A 23,155-nucleotide genomic window follows, 5' to 3' on the forward strand; every position below is an offset into this window, starting at 1 on the left:
ACATTAAATTTAATATAACCCGCAGTACATATCGCTAAGACGATGAAAACTATAAAAGCAGCAACATAGAGAAGGAATTTCTTCACTTCCTGTTTATCCCCTTCATTAACTCGAGTAGAATAAAAACAATGAATATTTCAGCAAGGTAAATAAAAATACTTATTGCTTCTTGCATTATGCGACATCAGCGCAATTCGCTTTGCTTAGCTCCTCATTTAAGCTTGTAGCAATCATCCCTTTTATCGCTAAATCCTGGCATTGCTCAGCGCTAATTGAGAAGGTATTAGCTTCTATACGCGCGCTTACTAAATCTTGCAGACGCTTAAACTGATATTCGTCATGCTTAGCCTTAACACTACCTAAAGCAGCACATAATGCAGCAGGTGATGCAGAGCTGTAATCAACGGAGCTTTGTGAGTGATCAGCAATGCAACCGGTAAGCACAAGAGAGAGAATAAAAATACAGACATTAGCCTTCATCATTAACCCTAATAAGTTATTTTCCAAAGTAATACTTTCTAAACTAATGCTCCTGATAAAGCTTTTCCGAGCCTGTTTACCGGTAGCTGATGTAAACGATAAACATACAAAATGCTGTTTGTAGGAAAATGTAAAACATAAAAAAGCATTAAGAATATTCTTGTTATTTTGAAAGGTGACAAAAGTAAATTTATCTTACGTAGCGAAAAAAAGTGCGTCAATACAGGAAGGATGAATTAAACTTGATGTTTTGTGGTGGAACTAATAGCTGACTAATTAATAAATATTGAATAAAAAATATCGATGATTAAGACTAATGCTGCATTTTAATTTTACATATTTACCCTTGGGTACTGGTGCTTTTTAAAAATTTTTAGCCTTTACCGTCTGGTTGTAACTTGTCATAGTGTTCTTTATTTCCGTGCCTTAAGAAGGAGGGATGTGTTCTCCATATTGTCTGTGCACAATAAAATTTCTTTCTTCTTCTCTTCCGCCGAACCTGTAGTGATGTAGCAGCCAGTAGCGCTATATTCTCTTTCCTGACATTAGTAATTCTTAGCATTCGCAGTGTGTGATATAAAAAAGTAATTTATATGTTAAATTAAATTACTCACACGAAACTCAAAAACACATTCGCACATTATATTTAATAAGTAAAATATTTAACTTTTACCAGATACCAACACGAGGAATTTTTGTAAGTGCCTTTTCAATTATTGCGATAAACTGAGTATTACGTAGCAGGGAGGCTAAATCGGCACCGGAAAGTGAAAGTAGATAACGCTTATTGCTGTGAAAACCGTCTGGTTCGAGCCAGTAAAGTAGTAAGGATATATTTAGAGACAAAATCGTAAAGACATCTCGTTTTTTATCACCATGGGCTTGACCATCCGGTGTGGTATTGACTGCGATAAAATTGGTATAAAAATAACATAGCGCTCTCGTTCCTCCAGATGCCAAAGTAATGGTCTGACAGGCAAGCTTGCAACGACAAGCCACTTCCTTTACGCTGGCTTCCTCTTAAAAGAGACCTAATTGAATGACTCGGGGTGCCCCTTTTCACAAAGGGCTGAGAAATACCCGTACCACCTGATCTGGATAATGCCAGCGTAGGGAAGTCAGATGCCTGCCCGGCATCCCTTCTTCACGCCGGGCAGGAGCGAATCGATGCAACCTGACCTGCTTCACCGTGCGCAAATCGCGCAAATTCTTCAGCAATTCCGTCAATGTAAGCCGCTTGTCCACTGCATGACCAACGATGTGGTGCAGACCTTTACGGCCAATGTTCTGCTGGCGTTGGGGGCGTCCCCGGCCATGGTGATTGACCGCGACGAAGCGCAGCAATTTGCCGCCATTGCCGACGCGCTGCTGATTAATGTCGGCACACTGACCCGGGAACGCGCCGATGCGATGCACGCGGCCATCTTGAGCGCTAATGCCGCCCGTAAACCCTGGACGCTGGATCCGGTTGCCGTTGGGGCATTAACCTTCCGCAGCGATTTTTGTCGTGAGCTTTTGACTTTGCAGCCAGCCGCCATACGCGGTAACGCTTCGGAAATTATGGCGCTTGCCGGGATGAGTGCCGGAGGGCGCGGTGTCGACACTACCGATACTGCCATTGCCGCGCTGCCTGCGGCCCAGGCGCTGGCCCGCCAGACGGGGGCCATTGTTGCGGTGACCGGTGAGGTGGATTACATCACCGATGGTCTTCGCACCCTGCGCGTTACGGGGGGGGACCCGCTGATGACCCGAGTGGTGGGAACAGGCTGCGCGCTGTCTGCGGTGGTAGCCGCCTGCTGCGCATTACCCGGCGATCGCCTGTATAACGTGGCGGCGGCCTGCGCCTTTATGGCACAGGCAGGCAGTCTGGCCGTGGCGACCACGCGCGGGCCTGGCAGCTTTATCCCGGCGTTTCTCGATGCCCTCTATGCGCTTCACGGGGAGGTGCTGGTATGAAACGAATCAACGCACTGACCATTGCCGGAACGGATCCCAGCGGCGGGGCGGGTATTCAGGCCGATTTGAAAACTTTTTCGGCGCTGGGTGCCTACGGCTGTTCGGTCATTACCGCGCTGGTGGCGCAAAATACCCGCGGCGTACAGTCGGTTTATCGCATTGAACCTGATTTTGTTGCCGCGCAACTGGATTCGGTGTTCAGCGATGTGCGCATTGATACGACCAAAATCGGCATGCTGGCGGAAACCGATATTGTTGAAGCGGTGGCGGAGCGCTTGCGCCGCTATCAGGTGCAAAATGTGGTGCTCGATACCGTCATGCTGGCAAAAAGCGGTGACCCGCTGCTTTCCTCCTCGGCGGTAACGGCGCTGCGACAACATCTGTTGCCACAGGTATCACTGATTACTCCCAATCTGCCCGAGGCCGCCGCGCTGCTGGATGCCCCTCACGCCCGAAACGAACGTGAGATGCATGAGCAGGGACAGGCGTTGCTGGCGCTGGGATGCGAAGCGGTATTAATCAAAGGCGGGCATCTGGATAACGATGAAAGCCCGGACTGGCTGTTTACCCGTAATGGCACTGAACGTTTTACCGCCCCCCGAATAAAAACCAAAAATACCCACGGCACGGGCTGTACGCTGTCGGCCGCCCTGGCGGCACTGCGTCCACGTCACGCGGACTGGGCTTCAACGGTCAATGAGGCCAAGCGCTGGCTGTCAGCGGCGCTGGCCCAGGCAGACACGCTGGAGGTGGGATATGGCATCGGCCCGGTACACCATTTTCATGCATGGTGGTGAGGGGGCCCCGAATGGCGCTACACGTAATACGTAGCCCGGCTTAGCGTAGCGCCAGCCGGGGAATCGGGGGCAAAATAGTGAGCTTCATAAAGCGGTAAACCACCAGCCGAAACGTGCCACCAGAAAATGCTGAAAAACGGCGATATGGTGGCAAGCCTCGACAAACGGTACCAGGCTTATTCTGCCCATTCATCGGGTCAGGACAAACCACATCCGCCTTTATGCGGAGCTTACGGGAGTATAGCGATGACTGATATTGTGCAGTTACTAGGCAACGATGCCGACACCCTTTTACAACACCGTTGCACGACCATTGCGGCCGACCAACTCTACCTGCCGGGAGAGGATTACGTCACCCGTGTGATGATGGATAACAACCGTCCGCCAGCGGTACTGCGTAACATGCAGACGTTGTATAACACGGGCCGACTTGCCAAAACGGGTTATCTGTCGATTTTGCCGGTTGATCAGGGTATCGAACATTCCGCCGGGGCCTCGTTTGCTGCTAACCCGCTCTATTTCGATCCCAAAAACATCGTTGAGCTGGCAATTGAAGCCGGGTGTAACTGTGTGGCGTCCACCTATGGGGTGCTGGCTTCTGTGGCGCGCCGCTACGCGCACCGTATTCCGTTCCTGGTCAAGCTTAACCACAACGAAACCCTCAGCTATCCCACCGAATATGACCAGACGCTCTATGCAAGCGTAGAGCAGGCGTTCAACATGGGGGCCGTCGCCGTTGGCGCGACCATCTATTTTGGCTCTGAGGAGTCACGTCGGCAGATTGAAGAAATTTCTGCCGCATTTGAACGAGCTCATGAGTTAGGGATGGTCACGGTGCTGTGGGCGTACCTGCGTAATCCGGCATTCAAAAAAGATGGCGTGGATTACCATGTTTCCGCCGACCTGACCGGCCAGGCTAACCATATTGCGGCAACCATCGGTGCGGACATCGTCAAACAGAAAATGGCGGAAAACAATGGCGGTTATAAAGCGGTAAACTTCGGCTATACCGATGAACGCGTCTATAGCAAGTTGACCAGTGACAACCCTATCGATCTGGTGCGCTACCAACTGGCAAACTGCTACATGGGGCGCGCCGGCTTAATTAACTCTGGCGGCGCGGCCGGTGGTGAAACCGATTTAAGCGATGCAGTGCGCACGGCGGTTATTAATAAGCGTGCGGGCGGCATGGGCCTGATTCTTGGCCGTAAGGCGTTTAAAAAATCGATGGCCGACGGTGTGAAATTAATTAATGCCGTTCAGGATGTTTATCTCGATAAGAAAGTGACTATCGCTTAAATACCCGCGTAAATAACGCATCTCTCTTCGTCAGACGGGGAGAGATGCGCTTTTCAATTCTCTTCTTGCAGATATTCTCTTACGGCAATCACGGCTCTTTTTCACCCGTCGACCGCCGTCAATCTACTGTAAGGCTTAACGCAGTAGCGGGCAGTCAGGCGGCAGGCGGCATTTCAGCGCGCCGGGCAGAATGTTAATACTGAAATGCTGTCCGGTTAGTGGCTCGCCGTCCAGGTTAAAGGTGATATCGTGCGGCGCGCTCACCTCAAACCAGGCGGATTTACCGTCAATAATATGCGGATTATCTTCCGGCTGGGTCAGGGTGGTGAACAGGGCGGGCAGGATCTCATCGCCGGTAAAAATACGCAGTTGCAACAGGCCGTCGTTAATGAGCGCACCAGGGCATAGCTGTTGCCCGCCGCCTGCCTGGCGTCCGTTACCGATGCCGATGACCAGCGCGTCGCCCTGCCAGTGGAAATCTTCACCCTTGATTTCGCAGCGGTCCGGCTTAAGCGTATCCATGCGCATCAGACCATGAATGATGTAGGAGACACCGCCCAACGCGGCTTTCAGTTTCTCTGGCGTTTCGGTGGTAATACGGGTACCAAACCCGCCAGTGGCCATATTGATAAAGCAGGTTTTGCCGTTCACTTCGGCAATGTCGATAGGCACCGCTTTACCCACGATAGCGAGCTGTAGCGCTTTATCCAGTGGCTCCGGGATATCGGCGCTGGTGGCAAAATCATTCGCGGTGCCTAAAGGCAAAATCCCCAATACAGGTGGGTTGTCGCTATCACTGTGCACCAGCGCGCTGGCGACCTCATTAATGGTGCCATCGCCACCGCCCGCAATCACGGTTTCGACGCCGAGTTTGATGGCTTCTGCCACATAGCGCTCTGCATCGCCTTTTTCCCAGGTGACGCGCACCTGAATGTCCATCCCTTCGTTGCGCAGGAGGGTAATGGCCTCGCGCAACATGTCGTCGCCTGCACTTTTACCGTTGAGGATCAATAAACTGCCTGGAAAATTGCTCATCCTTTTCGCTCTTCGAAAATACCATGAGCAAAGTGTATCTCACGACCGGAAAGCGCGCCTGGAAGGAAGGTAAAAGGGGAGATAAAAAAATCAGCCTGCGTAAGGGAGATTACGCAGGCTAAGGAGGTGGTTCCTGGTACAGCTAGCATTTATGGGTTATGTTTTTCAGCGATGAGGATAATAACCATAATGACCGCAACGGTATGTGATCCGATTCTAAGATTCTTGTCGAGTGAAAAAATAACCCCGGTTAATTACTTAGCGTGCGGATTACGCGTGGTCTGTCCAGTAAAATTACGCATCAACAGGGCATACTCCAGCATCACATCCTGGGGAACCGGCATCCAGACGGTATAACCGTCTCCCGGTGCAACCTCCATTGCCTCGCCTTTGGCGTTTTCCATATGTTCCAGCGTGAAGTTAACGTTGCCCTGCGGCGTCATTAGCTCAAGGCTGTCGCCGACGATAAATTTGTTTTTTACCGCCACGGCCGCCAGCTCGCCTTTACGCTCACCGGTAAACTCGCCGACAAACTGCTGACGCTCAGAGACGGAGTAACCATACTCGTAGTTCTGGTAATCATCATGAGTGTGGCGACGCAGGAAGCCTTCGGTATAGCCGCGGTGTGCCAGCCCTTCAAGGGTCTCTAACAGACTGGTGTCAAACGGTTTGCCTGCGGCGGCATCGTCAATGGCCTTACGGTAGACCTGCGCGGTGCGGGCACAGTAGTAGAAGGATTTGGTGCGGCCTTCAATTTTCAGCGAGTGCACGCCCATTTGTGTCAGACGCTCAACGTGGGCGATCGCGCGCAAGTCTTTGGAGTTCATGATGTAGGTGCCGTGCTCATCTTCGAACGCGGTCATGTACTCGCCCGGACGCTGGGCCTCTTCAATCATAAAGACCTTATCCGTTGGCGCGCCGATACCCAGCGTTGGCTCAACGTTTTGCACGGCAATCGGCTCGTATTTGTGCACGATATTGCCGACGTCATCTTCTTTACCTTCCTGGACGTTATATTCCCAGCGACAGGCGTTGGTGCAGGTTCCCTGGTTCGGGTCGCGCTTGTTGATATAGCCAGAGAGCAGGCAGCGGCCGGAATAGGCCATACACAGCGCGCCGTGGACGAAAATTTCAATTTCCATGTCCGGCACCTGAGCGCGGATTTCGGCGATTTCATCAAGCGACAGTTCGCGAGAGAGTATCACGCGGGTCAGCCCCATCTGTTTCCAGAACTTCACCGTCGCCCAGTTTACGGCGTTAGCCTGTACGGACAGGTGAATATCCATCTCCGGGAAGTTTTCGCGCACCAGCATAATCAAACCCGGATCGGACATAATCAGCGCATCCGGCCCCATATCCACCACGGGTTTTAAATCGCGAATAAACGTTTTCAGCTTGGCGTTGTGCGGCGCGATATTCACCACGACGTAGAATTTTTTGCCGAGGTCATGGGCCTCGTTAATGCCTTTTTGCAAATTCTCGTGGTTGAATTCGTTATTGCGCACGCGCAGTGAATAACGTGGCTGGCCCGCATAAACGGCGTCCGCGCCATAAGCGAAAGCGTAACGCATATTTTTCAGCGTTCCCGCCGGGGAAAGGAGTTCCGGTTTAAACATGATGTTCTCGTTCTGATGACAGGTCAGATTCGCCTCACCAGGTGAGGCGGCTGGGGAGATCCCATAAATTTAGGGCGGGAATTGTAGCGCTGGCGGGAAAGGGAGTAAACCCACACAGTATGTAAGCGGGGCATTATACCAGGTAGTGTTGTAGCGACCGGCGTATTTCGGGCACCTGCGCCAGCAAACAGGTCAGGATTTCCTGCTGACCAGACGTGGGGTTAATCCCCGCCTGATTGTATTTCCCTTTCCAGCTCGCCAGTTCTTCTGCCTGCTGTGACGGCGACAGGAAAGGGAAATGGCGTAGCAGCACGATGAGCCAGTCCCATTTGTTTATCTGGTGTACCAACCGCCAGTACAACAGGGTGTGCTTCTCCGAGGGCGTATGCGTCAGCAGTGCCTCAAGCTCGCTTCGTGAAAAAGAAAGCGGGTGGTGTGCCAGTGATTTCATTGCCGCCATAGCGAAAGACAGGCTCGGGTCGGCTAAGGCGGCCAGAATGCGGGGTTTCGCCTCTTCACCTTCAAGCGTCAACAAGATATGTAGCGCCGCCTGGCGAATACCGTTTTCAGGCTGCGAATAGCCCCACAGCGCCAGTGAATGCAGTGCGGGATCGCGTGCCTCTTTCAGACCATAGAGCGCGGAACGGCGCTGAGTTATCGAACAGGCCGGCGAAGTGATAACGTCGCGCCAAAACGCGGTAGCATCAACGGTTTCAGATAGCATGTGACGGGCGCGCTGGCGGATCAGGCTGTTCTTATCCAGCAGTAACTCCCTGTGCAATGGTTCGGGCAGCGCTTGCCCATGTTCATCAAGATAAAAGAGGGTATCGCGACGGATACGCGGCCAGGGATCGCGTAGCAGGCGTGTCATCAGTGACTCAGACAGTTTCGGCGCGCGTGCCAGCCAGTAGGTAACCGCAATGCCCCGCAAATAGGTATCACCGGTATCCAGTACAAAGGCCAGCGCGGCTTCATCGTGCAACTGCTCCTGCTCGATAAGCGTATGCAACACGGCATGGCGCAGTTCGCGATCAGGGGAATAGAGCGCCTGCCTTAAGTCGGCTATATGGGCCTGCGAGGCCAAAAAGTGGCTTATCAACTCCACTAAAGGCGCGTGGTTGTAGCGTCTGCAGGTCAGCAACTGTCTGACCTGCGCAAGATGGGCAATAAAGGCGGGCGCATTTTCCGCCGTCATCAGCGCCATCACTTCCTGGGTGGCGAGGCGGTGAATCGGCTTAACCCAGTCATTAGCGCAAATCAGGAGTTCCCGCAGGGCGGCGATGTCGCCTTTTAAAGAGAGCGCCATTACGGCTTTTTCACGCAAGAAACCGTTGTGGTGATGGGCGAGCTGGCAAAGACTCTCGACACTGCGGATATCGCTATTTTTTAGCAAATAGTTGCCATTACGCGGCTCGTTGAGCAGCATTCTAATTTCTTGATAAATTTCTGTTTCTTCATCAAGAGGTGGCTCGGTGAATGAGGAGAACCAGCGCTTTAGAAAAGATTTATCGCTCATGATCGTCAGCATGCTTCCTGCATGAAAGAGTCGGTTGCAGATATGTGCCACCGCTGCCGGGATGTGATGCACAATCCACGGCGTCGATGAATGAAATGCCATCAGGGAGCGGATGAAGATCATGCCAGTCGGCAGGCATCAGCTTCCCAGCGATAACCCACGCCATAGACGGCGCGGATGAAGGACTGTTCTTCATCCAGCGACTCCAGTTTACGACGCAAGTTCTTGATATGGCTGTCGATAGTGCGGTCAGTCACCACGCGGTAATCGTCATAGAGGTTATTGAGCAACTGTTCGCGCGAGAATACCTTCCCCGGTTCGCTGGAGAGGGTTTTCAGCAGACGAAATTCCGCTGGCGTTAAATCCAGCAGCTTGCTGCGCCAGCTTGCCTGGAAGCGACCTTCATCAACGATAAGCGGGCTTTCTGCGTCCAGCGCCTGTATTTCACGCTGCGGCTTACAGCGGCGCAGGATCGTTTTCACCCTTGCCACCACTTCGCGCGGACTGTAGGGTTTGCAGATATAGTCATCAGCACCGATCTCCAGTCCCAGCAGACGGTCAATCTCTTCGATTTTTGCCGTCACCATAATGATGGGAATATTGGAGAAACGACGGATTTCACGGCACAGTGTCAGCCCGTCGGTGCCGGGGAGCATCAGATCAAGCAGGATCAGGTCCGGCGGCGTCTGGCGCACATACGACAGTACCTGATCGCCATGGTTAATCAGCGATGGCGCGTAACTTGCCGCACGCAGATAATCAATCAGCAACTGACCCAGCTTTGGCTCGTCTTCCACGATCAAAATGCGTGGGGTGTTTTCATCAATAGGTAACTCAGTCATACGTTTCTCGCTATGTCCCGTTCCAGGGGTAATTCAACTTTAATGCTAACCCCACCAAAAGGCGAATGCGCGGCGCGGACCTTGCCGCCGTGGGCTTCGATAATATTCAGGCAGATTGCCAGACCTAAGCCGGAGCCGCCGCTGGCGCGGTTGCGCGAACCTTCGGTGCGATAAAAGCGTTCAAATAATCTGCCTAACTGCAGATCGCTGACTCCGGGCGCGCTATCGGCAAAATCGAGGGTAAGCATATTGCCCTCTGTCATTGCGGAGATGTGCATACCGCCGCCGCTATCGGTGTAGCGCAGACTGTTTTCCAGAAGATTATTGAACAGTTGCATCAGACGATCCGGGTCGCCAAAAACCACGGCGTGCTCCGGTAGCGTCATGTCGATAGTCAGATTGCGGCTGGCGTAACGTTCACGAAACGCTCCGGCTGCCACCTCCAGTAATGAAATGACATCCACCGGCCTTTTCTGGTAAGCCAGCGCGCCTTCATCTGACATGGACAACTGATGCAAATCGTCCACCAGCTTGGTTAAGGTGGCGACTTCCGCCTGTAAAGACGTCACCGACTCCGGTGTAAATTGACGTACCCCATCCTGAATGGCCTCCAGTTCGCCGCGCAGTACCGCCAGTGGTGTACGCAACTCGTGGGAGATATCCGCCATAAAATCACGGCGCATCTGCTGATTTTTCTCCAGCGTACTGGCGAGCTGATTAAAGTCCTGCGCCAGCTTGCCCAACTCATCCTGGCTGCCAGGGTTAACGCGGGTGGAGAAATCCCCGGCGGCCAGCTTATGCGTACCGTCAACCAGCCGTTTGACCGGCGCGAGCAGGCCGCGGGCCAGTGGGAAGGTGGCCAGCGCGGCCAGCAGGGTCGAGAGCGCGACAATCATCCAGCTTGTGCGCCGCTGCTGACGGTCAAAGTTAATATCGGTATTGCGCGTCAGGCGCTCCACCGGCGAGGCGATGACCCAGCCTACAGGCTGACCATTAACCGTAATGGCTCGCCGTGTCCCGTCGGGCGGTACCGGGCTACGTGGCCCAACAAGCACTTCCGCCGATGCGTCAGTCACCCAAAATTGTGTCCGCCAGCCGTGTGGCGGCATGCCATTACCGGGTTCTGGCGGAGGGCCTGGCGGCGGCTCATGCTCATGATTATCACCATGTTCCGGCCCTGGCCCAGGGCCACCTGGCCCACCCTCACGCTCGTTGTCTCGCTCGAATGAACGCAGGATCTGGAAGATAAAGCGGTCGTTATTGCGTAAAAAGCCCCAGTCTCCATGCTGGGCGTATTGCTCACTCAGGGCATCGCTGAGCAACTGCAGACGCTGTTCGTTGCCGCGTTTAATGTAGTCGATAAAACCCCGTTCGAAGCTGATGCGCACGGCCCAGTGCATACTGATAAGCAGCACGATACAGGTGGCGAAAATAGCCAGAAAGAGCTTAGCGGTAATACCGGGTCGCCAGATTTTCATGATTGACTCCTGTTGCGCCGGGAAATGACCACGTTCTGACTGACATCATTCGGGACTCGGGCAAAGATAAAAGCGGGCAGGGCGATAATGAACGCCATGCACAGGTAGGTATAAAGAAAGACGTGATGGGCAACGCCGCTGTCGGCGGACAGATTGTACTGGCCGAACAGCCCCAGTAGCAGCCCGGCGACGGTGACGCCGATACTCATAGAAAGCTGCATGATCATTGATAACAGGCTGTTGCCGCCGCTTGCCAGTTCATCGGGCAGGTCTTTCAGTGTCAGGGTGTTCATGGAGGAAAAACGCATGGAGTTGATCATGCCCTGCGCGAACAGTACAAAGGGCAGCAGAGCGTACCAGCCCATCAGCGCCGTCCCCATAAACAGCAGACTGACGGCGGCCAGACCCAGCGTTGAACACACCAGCGCGCGACGGTAGCCAAAGCGGTTGACTAACTGAACGACAATCCGTTTCATTCCCATACTGCCGATGACCATCGGAATCATCATTAGCCCGGCATGAAACGGCGAAAAACCCAGACCAATCTGCAAAAAGACCGGCGTCATAAAGGGCAGCATGCCGCTGCCTATGCGCCCGGCGAAACTGCCGCACAGACCAAGGGAGAATGACGGCGTACGAAACAGGCGCAGATTAAACAGCGCTCCCGCATTGCCTTTGGCATGCAGCAGATAGATAACAATCGCCAGCACGCCGCCCGCCACCAGAAGGCCGAGCAGCAGCGGTGAAATTCCGAGCCCCTTTTGCCCGTCGAGCGCCAGCGTCAGCGTTGCCATCCCCGACGCCAGCAGTAAAAAGCCAAAGAGATCAAAACGACGGGTTTGTAAGGTGTAGTTGGGCATTAACCACAGGGTGGCGATCGCCCCCACCACGCCAACGGGCAGGTTAATCAGGAAGATCCAGTGCCAGGAGGCATATTCCACCAGAATGCCACCTAACGCCGGGCCGAGCAGTGGCCCTACCTGGCCGGGCAGGGTGACGAAGGTCATTGCCGCCATGTATTGATCGCGCGGGACAATTTTCATCACTGTCAGCCTGCCGACGGGCACCATCATCGCGCCGCCAACGCCTTGTAATATACGGGCCATCACCAGTTCATTGAGCGTGTTGGCCTGGGCGCAAAACAGCGAACCCAGGGTAAAGAGAACGATGGCGGTAAAGAAGATATTACGCACCCCGACGCGATCTGCCAGCCAGCCACTGGCAGGCAGCATGATAGCAACGGTCAGCACGTAGGAGACCACCACCATATGCATATGCAGCGGGCTTTCTCCCAGACTTCGCGCCATGGAGGGCAGGGCGGTGTTGACAATCGTGGTGTCCAGCGACTGCATAAAGAAGCCAAACGCCACAATCCACAATTGCCAACGCACATTTTTGGGTAGTTCTGTCACTCTGTTACAGGCTCTCTGCGTTTACGGGCAAATCGGCGTTGCAGGCGGTCAAAGAACAGGTACACCACCGGAGTGGTATACAGTGTCAGCAATTGACTCATTACCAGACCGCCAACAATGGTTATCCCCAGCGGCTGGCGCAGTTCGGAACCGTCGCCACCCGAAATCACCAGCGGAAGCGCGCCAAACAGCGCCGCCAGTGTGGTCATCATTATGGGTCTGAAACGCAGCAGACAGGCCTGGAAAATCGCCTCTTCCGCGTTCAGATTTCCCTTCCGTTGGGCTTCAAGCGCAAAATCCACCATCATGATGGCATTCTTTTTCACTATACCAATCAATAGCATAATGCCTATCAACGCAATCAGACTAAAGGGCGCGCCAAACAGCTCCAGCGCCAGTAGCGCCCCGACACCCGCTGAGGGCAGGGTCGAGAGGATCGTCAACGGATGTACGTAACTCTCATAGAGAATCCCCAGCACGATATAGACTGTCGCGATCGCAGCGATAATCAGGATCACCTGCGAATTCATAGTTTGCTGAAAGACTTGCGCAGTTCCGGCGAAACTGCCGCGCACCGTCGAAGGCACCCCCAGTTGGGTCATGGCGCGGTCAATTGCGTCACTCGCTTCGGATAGCGACATCCCTGTGGGCAGGTTGAACGAAATCGTGGACGCCGCCGATAGCCCCTGATGGTTGACCGACAGTGGGGCGTTCGCCGGTTGCCAGCGGGCAAAATAGGACAGCGGAATAGGTTTGCCCTCGCTATTAATGACAAACATCTTATCCAGCGCGCTAATGTCCTGGGTATAGCGTCGATCGACTTCCATCACCACTTTGTACTGGTTAAGCGGCTGGTAGATGGTGGAAATCTGCCGCTGGCCGAAGGCGTTGTTCAGCAGGCTGTTGGCCTCTTGTACGTTGATCCCCAGGCGCGACATGCTTTCGCGATCATAAGTCAGGTTCATCTCCGCGCCGTTATCCTGTTGGTCGGAGTTCACGTCCGCCAGCTCCGGCAGCGAGGCGAGCGCTTTGCGGATTTTCGGCTCCCACTCACGCAGGGCGCTAAGATCGTCGGAGAGCAGCGTGTACTGATAACTGGCATTGGATTGCCGTCCACCCACGCGGATATCCTGAACCGCCACCAAAAACAGACTGGCCCCCGGCTCTTTGGCGAGCTTTCCTCGCAGACGGTCGATAACCTGTTGGGCGGTTTCATTGCGTACACTGCGTGCCTTAAGGGTAATAAACATCATGCCGCTGTTGACCCGCGAGCCGCCGGTAAAGCCCGTCACGTTATCGACGGCGGGATCGTCACGGATGATTTTCATAAAGTCCTGCAACTTAATGCGCATCGCCTGGAACGAAATACTCTGATCCGCCTGAATACCGCCCATCAGGATGCCGGTGTCCTGCTCCGGGAAGAAGGTTTTTGGAATGCTGATATACATCCAGATATTCAGCGCGATGGTGCCAATCAGTACCAGCCCCACCAGGCGCGCGTGGTTCAACACCCATTTCAGTGATTTTGCATAGGCGCGCTGTAGACCGAGAAGCAGGCGACCAATGCCCTTGTTGCGCGTGGCGGCCGGGGATTTGCGGCTACGCAGCAACCAACCGCACATCATCGGCGTGAGGGTGAGCGAGATAGCCAGTGATATGCCGATGGCCACCGAAAGGGTGACGGCAAACTCCCGCAGCAGGCGCCCCGGCAGCCCTTCCATCAGCAAGAGCGGCAAGAACACCGCGACCAGCGAGATACTCATCGAGAGCACCGTAAAGCCGACTTCCCGCGTTCCCTGCAGTGCCGCCTGCAGCGGTTTCATGCCCGCTTCCAGGTGACGGGAAATATTCTCCAGAACCACGATGGCGTCATCGACCACGAAACCGGTGGCGATGGTCAGCGCCATCAGCGAGAGGTTATTAAGGCTAAAACCGCACAGGTACATGGCGGCGAAAGTACCGATCAGCGACACCGGGACTGCCACTGCGGGGATCAGCGTCGCCCGGGCGGAACGCAGAAACAGGAAGACCACCAGGATAACCAGCGCGACCGAGATCACCAGCGACTGTTCTACTTCCGCGAGGGAGGCACGGATAGTCGGCGAGCGGTCCTGGGCAATCTGCAGGTCAATCGCCGCCGGAATGGTCTTTTGCAATTCCGGCAGGCGAGCGCGGATGCTGTCCACCGTCTGAATGATGTTGGCTTCCGGCAGTTTGCGGATCATCAGCAAAATGGCGGGTTTAGCGTTGGTCATCCCGGCGTTACGAATATCCTGAACGGAGTCGGTCACTGACGCGACATCACTCAGACGGACGGCTGCGCCATTTTTGTAATGGATGATTAACGGCTGGTAAGCGGCAGCGGTTTTCAGCGCGTCATTGGTCTGCACCTGCCAGCGGTGGGTTGCGTCTTCAATCGCCCCTTGTGGGCGACGAACGTTGGCCTGGGTAATGGCGGTGCGCACCGCATCCAGCGAGACACCCTGGTTAAACAGCGCCTGCGGGTTTAAGCCAACGCGCACGGCGGGCAGCGAACTCCCACCGATATCGACATCTCCGACGCCGTCGATCTGCGAGATGGTTTGCGCCAGTTGCGTAGAGGCGAAATCATACAGCTCACCCTGCGAATAGGTATCGGAGGTGAGCGTCAGGATCATAATCGGTGCAGCAGACGGGTTGGCTTTGCGATAGGTCGGACGGCTTGGCATGCCGCTCGGCAACAGGTTTTGCGCCGCGTTCAGCGCCGCCTGGACATCACGCGCTGCGCCATTGATATCGCGGTTAAAGTTAAACTCCAGAATGATACGCGTGCTGCCAAGCGAACTGGACGAAGTCATTTCGTTGACCCCGGCGATACGCCCAAGCGAACGCTCCAGCGGGGTCGCAACCGACGAGGCCATGGTTTCCGGCGAGGCTCCCGGCAGGGAGGCGCTGACCATGATGACCGGGAAATCCACCTGCGGCAGCGGGGCTACCGGCAACAGCCGGAAACCCAGAACGCCGCAGAGCGTAATGGCAACGGAGATCAGTATTGTTGCCACCGGGCGGTAAATGAAGAGGGCGAAAAACTTCATTTACGCCTCCTCTTCACGGCGCGGGAAGCGGCGACGCAGAGAGAGCGCGAGTCGGTCAAAGAGCAGATAGATAACCGGGGTGGTGAACAGCGTCAGCACCTGGCTCACCATCAAACCGCCCACCATGCCAATCCCCAACGGACGGCGCAGTTCCGCCCCAACGCCGGTACTCAGCATCAGCGGCAGCGCGCCCAGCAACGCTGCCAGCGTGGTCATCAGGATCGGACGAAAACGCAACAGACAGGCCTGGAAGATGGCATCGCGTGGCGACATCCCCTCTTCACGTTCGGCGGCGAGGGCGAAGTCAATCATCATGATGGCGTTTTTCTTGACGATACCAATCAACAAAATGATACCGATGATGGCGATAACGTCCAGCTCGCTCCCGGCAATCATCAGCGCCAGCAGAGCGCCGACCCCTGCGGTTGGCAGGGTAGACAAAATGGTGACCGGGTGAATAAAGCTCTCATACAACACGCCCAGCACGATATACATCGCCACCACGGCGGCAACCACCAGCCAGACGGTGCTGCCGAGCGCGGCCTGGAACGCCAGGGTACTGCCCTGGAACTGGGTGGTGATGTCGGTCGGCAGGTTGAGCGTCTTCTCGCTGTCGATAATCGATTGCACTGCTTCGCCCAGGGAGTGACCTTCCGCCACGTTAAAGGAGATGGTGGTGGAGGGGAACTGATCCAGGTGGTTAATCGACAGTGGTGCGAAACGCTGCTCTATTTTGGCTATCGAACTCAGCGGCACGGTACCGCCGCTGCTACTGGCAAGGCGGATATTATCCAGCGCCGCCAGCCCCGGCGTTTGTGTGGTGTTGTGTTCCAGCACCACGCGATACTGATTCGCCTGGGTATAGATCGTGGAAATAAGACGCTGACCGAAGGCGTTATACAGGGCATTGTCCACATCGGACATGCTGATACCAAGGCGGCTGGCGCTGTCGCGATCCACATTGACATACGCCACCAGCCCCTGATCCTGCCAGTCACTGCTGACATCGGCGAGCTGTGGCAATGCCTGCAATTTGTCCATCAACTGTGGCACCCATTCGCTCAGGGCCGTCAGGGAATTTGCTTGCAGGGTAAACTGATATTGCGTGCGGCTGACCGTGGTATCGATGGTCAAATCCTGCGTTGGTTGCAGATAGAGCGCTGCGCCGGGGATTTTCGCCACCGACTGCTGTAAACGTTCAATCACCACCGGCACGCGATCGTCACGTTCGCTGAGCGGTTTAAGGTTGATCTGAAGACGCGCGCTGTTGAGCGCCGGATTGGTGCCATCCACACCGACAAAGGTGGTAAGGCTTTGCACTGCCGGATCCTTGAGCACGATATCCGAGACCTGGCGCTGGCGCTCCGCCATGCTGGCAAACGACGCCGACTGCGGTGCCTGTAACGTACCCTGGATGATGCCGTTATCCTGCACCGGGAAGAAGCCTTTCGGGATCACTATCCACAGCAAAACGGACAGTAGCAGGGTTGTTATAGCGACACTCAGCGTCAGCCATGGATGGTTGAGCACTTTGGCGAGCAGCCGACCGTAAGCGGCAATCACCCGTTCGAAAAAACGCTCCGACGCGCGGGAAAAACGGTTCTGTTTACGCAACGATTCCGCACTCAACATGCGTGCGCACATCATCGGTGTCAGAGTTAGCGAGACAATTGCCGAGATTAAAATCGCCACCGCCAGGGTAACGGCAAATTCGCGGAACAGTCGCCCGACGATATCGCCCATAAACAGCAGTGGGATCAGTACGGCAATCAGCGAGAAGGTCAGCGAGATGATGGTAAAGCCGATCTCGCCAGCCCCTTTAAGAGCGGCAGCCAGCGGCTTCTCGCCTTTTTCGATATAGCGCGAGATGTTCTCAATGACCACGATGGCGTCATCCACCACAAAACCGGTGGCGATGGTGAGCGCCATCAGCGTCAGGTTATTGATGGAGAAATCCAGGAATACCATGACCGCGAAGGTGCCTATCAGCGAGAGCGGCACGGCGACGCCCGGAATGATCGTGGCCGGGACATTACGCAGAAACAGATAGATGATCATGACCACCAGCGCGATAGCCAGCATCAGTTCGTACTGGGTATCGGAGACCGAGGCGCGGATATTGGTGGTGCGGTCTGACAGCACTTTCACCTCAACCGATTTCGGCAGGCTGCTGGTCAGTTGCGGCAGCATGGCGCGGATACTGTCGGCGGTGTTGATGATGTTTGCACCCGGCTGGCGCTGAACGTTCATGACAATCGCCTGCTGTTTGTTGGCCCACGCCCCAAGCCAGCTATTTTCCGCCCCCTGTTCAACGGTTGCGATATCGCCTAAGCGAATGGGGGCGCCATTCTGATACGCCACGATCAGTCGCCGGTACTCCTCGGCGGATTGCATCTGGTCATTCGCGGACAGGGTGACGGCGCGGGCCGGGCCATCGAGGCTCCCTTTAGCGGAATTCACGTTCGCGTTGCTGATCGCGGTGCGGACCGTTTCGCTGGTCAACCCAAGGGCCGCCACCGCCTGCGCATTGAGTTTGACACGCACGGCAGGGCGCTGCCCCCCGGCAAGCGTGACGAGGCCGACGCCCGAGACCTGCGAGATTTTCTGCGCCACGCGGGTTTCCACCATATCTTCAACCTGCGTCATCGGCATGGCGGAGGAGGTGACGGCCAGGGTCATGATCGGCGGGTCCGCAGGGTTTACCTTGCTGTACACCGGTGGGTTAGGCAGGTCAGAGGGCAGCAGGCTATTAGCGGCGTTCATTGCCGCCTGCACTTCCTGCTCGGCGACATCAAGCGGCAGCGTTAACTGGAACTGTAGCGTAATCACCGATGCGCCGCCGGAGCTTTGCGATGACATCTGCTTGAGGCCCGACATCTGACCAAACTGACGTTCCAGCGGGGCGGTAATCGCAGACGTCACCACATCCGGGCTCGCGCCGGGGTAGAGCGTCACGACCTGAATGGTGGGGTAGTCCACTTCCGGCAACGCGGAGACAGGCAGGAAGCGGTAGCCGATGATCCCGGCGAGCAAAATCGCCACCATTAAAAGGGTGGTGGCGACAGGGCGCATAATGAACAGGCGCGACGGGCCGCCGGTTCTGCCTGGCGGAAGCAGTTGCATCAGGACTGCGCTCCTTTCGACGGACGCTCGCGTTTGGCGGGCATCTGGTCAGCGTTTTTGGCGTCGACCACTTCCACTGTCGCCCCTTCGGTCAGGCGATCGATCCCATCCGTCACCACGCGGTCACCGGCGGAAAGCCCCGCGGCGATCACCACTTTTTGACTGTCCTGAATACCCGGCGTCACCGTGTGTTTGCTGACCTGGTTTTTATCGTTGAGCACCCAGACGAAATTCCCTTCGTTACCCATCTGCAGGGCGGCAGTCGGGATGACAACCGCGTTCTCCTGGGTGGAGACGAGCATGCGCGCATTCACAAACTGGTTCGGGAAGAGGGTGTCATCCTGGTTATCAAAGCGGGCTTTTAGCTTGATAGTCCCTGTGGTGGCATCAATCTGGTTATCGAGGCTTAATAGCGTGCCGGTGGTCAGTTTCTGTTTGTTCGTACGGTCCCAGGCTTCGACACTTAACGTTTGCCCGGCTTTTTGCGCCTTGATAACGGTGGCGATGTCGTTTTCCGGCAGGGTGAACACCAGATCAATGGGGTGCGTCTGGGTCAGCACCACAATGCCGGTGGTATCGCTGCTGGAGATCTGGTTGCCGATATCCACCTGTTTGAGGCCGACGCGTCCGTCGATAGGGGCGACAATGCGGCTCCAGTCGAGCTGGAGTTGGGCGCTGGCGACAGATGCTTCATCGGCTTTGATGGTGCCCTGGGTTTCGCTGACTAACGCCTGCTGGGTATCCAGATCCTGACGAGAGACCAGATTGGTTTTAACCAGTTGCTGATAACGGGCGAGATCGCGTTGGGCATTGGCAAGGGTGGCTTTGTCTTTCGCTAACTGTCCCTGGGCCTGTGCCAGTGCGACTTTAAAAGCGCTCGGGTCAATTTCCGCAAGGAGGTCGCCAGCTTTCACCTGCTGGCCTTCCTGGAAATGAATGGCCTGTAACTGCCCGGACACGCGGCTGCGCACAGTTACCGTGTTGGCGGCCGTTACCGTCCCAAGGCCCGTAAGATATTGCGGGACTGCCTGCTGCGTTGCCGTTGCTGCCTGTACCGGCGGCAGCGCACCACCACGCATACCATGACGACCACCGCCCGCTCCCGGACGCTGCGTTTGCCCGTTTGTTGCCCCGGCTGCAGGCATTGTTTCCTTATGGCTGAACCCGTACCAAATAGCGGCAATGCCCGCAATGACCACCACTGCTGCTATCACCAGGCGGGAAGACTTTCTGCCTTTCATCTTTATTCGTATCTCATCCAGAAACATTGCCTGAAATAATACTAGTTTAGTGAGGGCAGGCGTCAGAAAAATGGAGATAATATGAAGTACTGTCTGGAAACGTCTTTCTGAGAGTTTAATTTGCGTTAGGGTGTTTTTCCGATGAAAAAAACGGGGAAATTCGAAACCTGACGTCGTTCTCGCCAGGTCGCCGATTATTGATAAGTGATGGTGTATTCGAGTCTGCCGTTGGCGACACCGCCTTGTACCTTATTTTTGGTCTGAACGTAGCGAGCATAGAGCGGGATAGCGATCGTGGAAGAGCCGTCCTGTGGTAGCGGATAGATGAGTGGATTATTGAGATCCACCTTGCCGCTTGTGCTACGTGTGGTGGAAAGCTGAATGCCAACCCCTGTCGCTTTTTGTGGATGCTCGTCAATTTTCATAATGCCATTTGCTGCGTCTTCGATTCCGCTCAGAACCTTAAGTGTCAATTCCGCTCTGTTTGGCGCAATAGAGTAGGTGGTGCTGGTCCCATTAAAAGTGGCGCCGCTGTCGCCTGCACTGCTATTACCGTAAAATTGTGTACAGTTAATCAGAATAATACTGGCGTCCTTCCAGTCTGTTCCCGTGCCGACCCCGGCAAAATTGCCTTTATAGTGTTTGCCCATTTGCACCGTCATATGTTGACTGGCAAGCGAAATATCACAGGTAGGAACAGAAATATGGATATTCCCGGTAATCGAGAATTGATAGATGTTGACCAGGTTGCCTTCTTGCCCAAAGTTATAGCTGACGGTCGGCAGATTGCTTCCGGTGATGACACCCGCGGCGATATTGTCGGCGATTTTAACTAAAGAAAATGAGGATATGGCATTCCAGCCATAACGGTATTTGCATAAGTTCGTATTGCTACAATCCGTATTGTTCTGCGTTGAGGGAAAGTCCTGGCCGGATGCCGAAAATTTTATCCCAATTCCTGGAACACCCGTTTCGTAAATTTTACTGTTCAAAGTCGAGGCGGGTTTCGGGGTTGCCAGATAATCATAATCAAACAAAAATTGCCCACTGGTATCACACTTAATCATTAATTCTCTGATATTTTGCAGGTTAATATTTTGCTGATAAATAGTTTGCCCATTTTGAATGCCGGGGGGTACCGATAACGTCAGCGAGACGGGGACAGTGAATTTCTGTGTTCCGGACATTGTGCCAACGCCATAAAAATAACACGCCGCTAGCGTATTGGAACAAAAAACAAACAGGCTGACTACAATCATAAAAAACCACGTTCGTATTATCATTACTTCTCCTTAAGCGATAATATTTATGGCAATTAAATTCAGCCGTAACAGGTATGGTATTATTTTTAATATGAATATATGACCGGGTAGTGATATGAACTGGAATGAAAAGCTTATGGGATTATGCGCTACTATGGGGTCTCGGATAGATATTGTATCGGCAAAAAACCTGCCTTTGGTTGTAACAATCTCAGGAGCAGGTTGCAATCCGGAAAATGCGACAATGTGATATCCACTGTGAAAAGAGCAATAAAAACAATGCGGGACGTTTTTTTTGCAATTTTATTTGTAGTGCCTGTGGCGATTCATGCAGCTCTTTGGGATATATTATCTCCCCATCTGTGCGGTTTTTATGAAAAAAAAGCAGATTAGCCTTTTTGGAAAATAATTATTGGCGAGGGGTGAGAAGAGAATGAAAATAGATGAAATAAGTTGAAAGCGATAATGGTTTTTATGGAAATAATAAACAATTTTTGGGAATTGAAACGTAATGCATCACCGATGTGAAAACTTATTTAGATTCCGACACAGCGCGGGAAAATATGGGATACCGCGCCAGCATAATACTTATCTGCGTTACGCAAAAAGTTATGCTGCTGGCAGCGGTGCTACAACCCTTAACGAAATACCACCTGTGCCCAACGGGCCAGGCCGGCAGTTACCGAGCCAAAATCATCGCCACCGGCAATCGGGATCCCCGGCAGCGCCTGTGACAATGCGCGTTTGATAATCGGTGAGCGCGCGCTGCCCCCGGTGAGATAAATCACCTCCGGCGTCGTGTCGCTGTTGTCCAGCGCCAGTTGCACCTGCTCCAGGATACGCTGCAATGGCTGATTCAGCGCGGCTTCCAGTCCCGCCTGATCAATAGCGGTCGCTAATTCGTTGCTGATAAACGGCAACTGCGCCTGGGTTTGCATCTGCCCGGAGAGGGCGATTTTGCTCTCTTCGGCACTGCGCACCAGGCGGTAACTTAAGCGCTGCTTCCATACCTTTTGCAGCAGGGCGACTTTGTCCGCCTCGCGTGCGTCGCGTACCAGGTCGTTGAGCAGGCGTCCGTTTGCCGCGCTGTAGAAATCGGTTTGCGCCGGAACGTCGTTAATTGCGACAGCGTTCCACCAGGGCAGGATCGGCAACGCGATGCCTTTTTCTGTCTGGCCGCCCATGCCGAGCAGCGGCATCAGGTTTTTAAACGCCAGCGCGATGTCCAGGTCGTTACCGCCGACACGGCAACCACTGTGCCCCAGCAGGCTGGTCTCACGATCCTGACGATTGTGCCACTGTGGCCCCATCAGCAATAACGAACAGTCGGTTGTCCCGCCGCCGATATCCACCACCAGCACGCGCTTTTCTTCGCGCAAAGTGGCTTCAAAATCCAGCCCGGCAGCCACAGGTTCGTACTGGAACACGACATCGCGAAAACCGGCGCGTTTTGCCGCACGCTCAAGGATGCCCTGAGCCTGCGCGTTGGCGTCATCACCCCCCAGCCCCTGGAAGTTAATCGGCCGGCCAATCACCGCCTGGTCAATCGTCTGCGGAAGCTGTGCTTCTGCCTGCTGGCGAATGTGCAGCATCATGGCGCAGACCAAATCTTCAAACAGCGCGATTTGCTGCGGTTTTAGCCCGCTTGCGCCGAGGAACGATTTCGGTGATTTAACGAAGTAAACCTCTTGCGGATCTTCCACATAGTGACGCAGCGAGTTCAGGCCGAACTGGACGCTTGACGCCTGGACGTCGATATCTTCTTCGCGGTTATAGCTCACGGCACGGCGCAGCAGCGCCTGCGTTTCGCTCCCCGTTGCCGGGACATTGTGGTGACGATAGAGCCACTCACTCACCGCTTCGCGCGTGGGCGCGCAGAGCATCGACGGCAGCAGGGTGCTGTCGTTTTCCATTTTTAAGAGTTGTGGAGTGTCTTCCTGCATAACGGCGACCGAGCAGTTGGCGGTGCCGTAATCAAAACCTACAAACACGTGTTTATCCCCATGCCAGTGAAGAAGGGGGGC

Annotated in this window: 15 protein-coding genes and 1 riboswitch; of the genes, 3 read left to right on the forward strand and 12 right to left on the reverse strand. The window is 54.5% G+C overall.

The window, feature by feature from the left end; genetic code table 11:
• Positions 1 to 174 precede the first annotated feature (174 nt).
• On the reverse strand, positions 175 to 507 hold the full coding sequence (locus C5523_RS08960; RefSeq protein ID WP_041851995.1) for a hypothetical protein: 333 nt from the start codon (positions 505 to 507) through the stop codon (positions 175 to 177).
• A gap of 1,008 nt (positions 508 to 1,515) precedes the next feature.
• A riboswitch (TPP riboswitch) is annotated at positions 1,516 to 1,613 on the forward strand.
• 34 nt (positions 1,614 to 1,647) lie between these two features.
• Here C5523_RS08960 and thiM point away from each other — a divergent pair.
• The 3 genes from thiM (at position 1,648) to fbaB (ending at position 4,532) form a co-directional block, all read left to right on the forward strand.
• Complete coding sequence (gene thiM / locus C5523_RS08965) at positions 1,648 to 2,436, forward strand: hydroxyethylthiazole kinase (RefSeq protein ID WP_107223927.1); 789 nt, start codon at positions 1,648 to 1,650, stop codon at positions 2,434 to 2,436.
• Positions 2,433 to 3,233 carry a bifunctional hydroxymethylpyrimidine kinase/phosphomethylpyrimidine kinase gene (gene thiD, locus C5523_RS08970; RefSeq protein WP_108700963.1) on the forward strand — a complete coding sequence of 267 codons (801 nt, stop codon included), beginning with the start codon at positions 2,433 to 2,435 and terminating at the stop codon, positions 3,231 to 3,233. The genes thiM and thiD overlap by 4 nt, the downstream gene beginning before the upstream one ends.
• Positions 3,234 to 3,479: 246 nt before the next feature.
• A complete protein-coding gene (gene fbaB, locus C5523_RS08975; protein ID WP_041851992.1) occupies positions 3,480 to 4,532 on the forward strand; it encodes a class I fructose-bisphosphate aldolase in 1,053 nt (350 codons plus the stop codon).
• A gap of 135 nt (positions 4,533 to 4,667) precedes the next feature.
• On the opposite strand, the gene yegS is transcribed toward fbaB, so the two are convergent.
• The 11 genes from yegS to yegD form a co-directional block, all read right to left on the reverse strand.
• Positions 4,668 to 5,567, reverse strand: coding sequence for a lipid kinase YegS (yegS, locus tag C5523_RS08980; RefSeq protein WP_041851991.1), 900 nt, complete (start codon positions 5,565 to 5,567; stop codon positions 4,668 to 4,670).
• Positions 5,568 to 5,821: 254 nt separating this feature from the next.
• Positions 5,822 to 7,183 (reverse strand): tRNA 5-hydroxyuridine modification protein YegQ, encoded by a 1,362-nt coding sequence (gene yegQ / locus C5523_RS08990; protein WP_079496308.1) that lies wholly within the window; start codon positions 7,181 to 7,183, stop codon positions 5,822 to 5,824.
• Between the two features lie 133 nt (positions 7,184 to 7,316).
• Positions 7,317 to 8,822 carry a hypothetical protein gene (locus C5523_RS08995; protein ID WP_108700964.1) on the reverse strand — a complete coding sequence of 502 codons (1,506 nt, stop codon included), beginning with the start codon at positions 8,820 to 8,822 and terminating at the stop codon, positions 7,317 to 7,319.
• Positions 8,819 to 9,541 carry a two-component system response regulator BaeR gene (gene baeR / locus C5523_RS09000; RefSeq protein ID WP_071195733.1) on the reverse strand — a complete coding sequence of 241 codons (723 nt, stop codon included), beginning with the start codon at positions 9,539 to 9,541 and terminating at the stop codon, positions 8,819 to 8,821. The genes C5523_RS08995 and baeR overlap by 4 nt, the downstream gene beginning before the upstream one ends.
• Positions 9,538 to 11,019, reverse strand: a complete 1,482-nt coding sequence (baeS, locus tag C5523_RS09005) for a two-component system sensor histidine kinase BaeS (protein WP_079496310.1) — start codon at positions 11,017 to 11,019, stop codon at positions 9,538 to 9,540. Before baeS ends, baeR begins: the two co-directional genes overlap by 4 nt.
• Positions 11,016 to 12,431 (reverse strand): MFS transporter, encoded by a 1,416-nt coding sequence (locus C5523_RS09010; RefSeq protein ID WP_108700965.1) that lies wholly within the window; start codon positions 12,429 to 12,431, stop codon positions 11,016 to 11,018. The genes baeS and C5523_RS09010 overlap by 4 nt, the downstream gene beginning before the upstream one ends.
• The gene (gene mdtC, locus C5523_RS09015) at positions 12,428 to 15,505 is read right to left on the reverse strand and encodes a multidrug efflux RND transporter permease subunit MdtC (RefSeq protein ID WP_108700966.1); all 3,078 of its coding nucleotides are present in this window, start codon (positions 15,503 to 15,505) and stop codon (positions 12,428 to 12,430) included. The genes C5523_RS09010 and mdtC overlap by 4 nt, the downstream gene beginning before the upstream one ends.
• Complete coding sequence (locus tag C5523_RS09020) at positions 15,506 to 18,628, reverse strand: MdtB/MuxB family multidrug efflux RND transporter permease subunit (RefSeq protein ID WP_108700967.1); 3,123 nt, start codon at positions 18,626 to 18,628, stop codon at positions 15,506 to 15,508.
• Positions 18,628 to 19,869, reverse strand: a complete 1,242-nt coding sequence (locus tag C5523_RS09025; protein ID WP_155525394.1) for an MdtA/MuxA family multidrug efflux RND transporter periplasmic adaptor subunit — start codon at positions 19,867 to 19,869, stop codon at positions 18,628 to 18,630. The genes C5523_RS09020 and C5523_RS09025 overlap by 1 nt, the downstream gene beginning before the upstream one ends.
• 194 nt (positions 19,870 to 20,063) lie before the next feature.
• Positions 20,064 to 21,152 carry a fimbrial protein gene (locus C5523_RS09030; RefSeq protein WP_108700969.1) on the reverse strand — a complete coding sequence of 363 codons (1,089 nt, stop codon included), beginning with the start codon at positions 21,150 to 21,152 and terminating at the stop codon, positions 20,064 to 20,066.
• Positions 21,153 to 21,769: 617 nt separating this feature from the next.
• A complete protein-coding gene (gene yegD, locus C5523_RS09035) occupies positions 21,770 to 23,122 on the reverse strand; it encodes a molecular chaperone (protein ID WP_108700970.1) in 1,353 nt (450 codons plus the stop codon).
• Between the last annotated feature and the right edge of the window lie 33 nt (positions 23,123 to 23,155).

Source organism: Phytobacter sp. SCO41, from assembly GCF_003073275.1.
Lineage (GTDB): Bacteria > Pseudomonadota > Gammaproteobacteria > Enterobacterales > Enterobacteriaceae > Phytobacter > Phytobacter diazotrophicus.

Bases quoted from the DNA above. Each gene is read 5' to 3' on its own strand.
- thiM (WP_107223927.1), top strand. From the start codon at position 1,648: ATGCAACCTGACCTGCTTCACCGTGCGCAAATCGCGCAAATTCTTCAG.
- thiD (WP_108700963.1), top strand. From the start codon at position 2,433: ATGAAACGAATCAACGCACTGACCATTGCCGGAACGGATCCCAGCGGC.
- fbaB (WP_041851992.1), top strand. From the start codon at position 3,480: ATGACTGATATTGTGCAGTTACTAGGCAACGATGCCGACACCCTTTTA.
- yegS (WP_041851991.1), bottom strand. From the start codon at position 5,567: ATGAGCAATTTTCCAGGCAGTTTATTGATCCTCAACGGTAAAAGTGCA.
- yegQ (WP_079496308.1), bottom strand. From the start codon at position 7,183: ATGTTTAAACCGGAACTCCTTTCCCCGGCGGGAACGCTGAAAAATATG.
- C5523_RS08995 (WP_108700964.1), bottom strand. From the start codon at position 8,822: ATGATCTTCATCCGCTCCCTGATGGCATTTCATTCATCGACGCCGTGG.
- baeR (WP_071195733.1), bottom strand. From the start codon at position 9,541: ATGACTGAGTTACCTATTGATGAAAACACCCCACGCATTTTGATCGTG.
- baeS (WP_079496310.1), bottom strand. From the start codon at position 11,019: ATGAAAATCTGGCGACCCGGTATTACCGCTAAGCTCTTTCTGGCTATT.
- mdtC (WP_108700966.1), bottom strand. From the start codon at position 15,505: ATGAAGTTTTTCGCCCTCTTCATTTACCGCCCGGTGGCAACAATACTG.
- C5523_RS09020 (WP_108700967.1), bottom strand. From the start codon at position 18,628: ATGCAACTGCTTCCGCCAGGCAGAACCGGCGGCCCGTCGCGCCTGTTC.
- C5523_RS09025 (WP_155525394.1), bottom strand. From the start codon at position 19,869: ATGAAAGGCAGAAAGTCTTCCCGCCTGGTGATAGCAGCAGTGGTGGTC.
- C5523_RS09030 (WP_108700969.1), bottom strand. From the start codon at position 21,152: ATGATAATACGAACGTGGTTTTTTATGATTGTAGTCAGCCTGTTTGTT.